This is a genomic window from Flavonifractor sp. An91 (genome assembly GCF_002159225.1).
Taxonomy (GTDB): Bacteria; Bacillota; Clostridia; order Oscillospirales; family Oscillospiraceae; genus Flavonifractor; species Flavonifractor avicola.
In genome coordinates this window covers 1-1,364 of sequence record NZ_NFHA01000090.1, presented here as the reverse complement: position 1 = coordinate 1,364, position 1,364 = coordinate 1, and the positions used below count along the sequence as shown (strand labels likewise).

The 1,364-nt window shown below is 51.0% G+C and carries 1 rRNA gene; it reads left to right on the top strand.

What is annotated here, in order from left to right:
• Nucleotides 1–365: 365 nt before the first annotated feature.
• Nucleotides 366–1,364: ribosomal RNA gene (locus B5G42_RS17530) — 16S ribosomal RNA — on the top strand; the annotation flags it as partial.

The window sequence follows — 1,364 nt, the reverse complement described above, 5'->3', positions numbered from 1 at the left end:
AAAAAGTGCTTGACAAACGCGAGTGTGCGTGGTAAACTAAATGAGTTCGCGCCGGAAGGTGTGAACGAGCTTGAAAAAGAACCGAAACAAGCGGTTCGGGGCTAAAAAGCCCTGAAAAAACTTGAAAAAAGTTCTTGACAAGCGAAACGGAGTGTGCTAAAATAAATAGCACGTCAGCCTGAGTGGCTGACAAGAGCGTGTACCTTGTAAATTAAACAACGTGAAAGAAACACGAAGCACCAGAAAGGACGAGAAGTCCTTCTGACAAGCGCAAGCTTGAAGAAGGCTCTTGATTTAATTTCTTTGAAGCTATGAATTAAGCTTCGATAAAGTGATTTGAAGAACTTCGGTTCTTTAGATACCATTTTATTGAGAGTTTGATCCTGGCTCAGGATGAACGCTGGCGGCGTGCTTAACACATGCAAGTCGAACGGAGTGCTCATGACGGAGGATTCGTCCAACGGATTGAGTTACTTAGTGGCGGACGGGTGAGTAACGCGTGAGGAACCTGCCTCGGAGTGGGGAATAACAGCCCGAAAGGGTTGCTAATACCGCATGATGCAGTTGGGCCGCATGGCTCTGACTGCCAAAGATTTATCGCTCTGAGATGGCCTCGCGTCTGATTAGCTGGTTGGCGGGGTAACGGCCCACCAAGGCGACGATCAGTAGCCGGACTGAGAGGTTGACCGGCCACATTGGGACTGAGACACGGCCCAGACTCCTACGGGAGGCAGCAGTGGGGAATATTGGGCAATGGGCGCAAGCCTGACCCAGCAACGCCGCGTGAAGGATGAAGGCTTTCGGGTTGTAAACTTCTTTTATTCGGGACGAAGAAAATGACGGTACCGAATGAATAAGCCACGGCTAACTACGTGCCAGCAGCCGCGGTAATACGTAGGTGGCAAGCGTTATCCGGATTTACTGGGTGTAAAGGGCGTGTAGGCGGGACTGCAAGTCAGATGTGAAAACTATGGGCTCAACCCATAGCCTGCATTTGAAACTGTAGTTCTTGAGTGCTGGAGAGGCAATCGGAATTCCGTGTGTAGCGGTGAAATGCATAGATATACGGAGGAACACCAGTGGCGAAGGCGGATTGCTGGACAGTAACTGACGCTGAGGCGCGAAAGCGTGGGGAGCAAACAGGATTAGATACCCTGGTAGTCCACGCCGTAAACGATGGATACTAGGTGTGGGGGGTCTGACCCCCTCCGTGCCGCAGTTAACACAATAAGTATCCCACCTGGGGAGTACGATCGCAAGGTTGAAACTCAAAGGAATTGACGGGGGCCCGCACAAGCGGTGGAGTATGTGGTTTAATTCGAAGCAACGCGAAGAACCTTACCAGGGCTTGACATCCCGGTGAC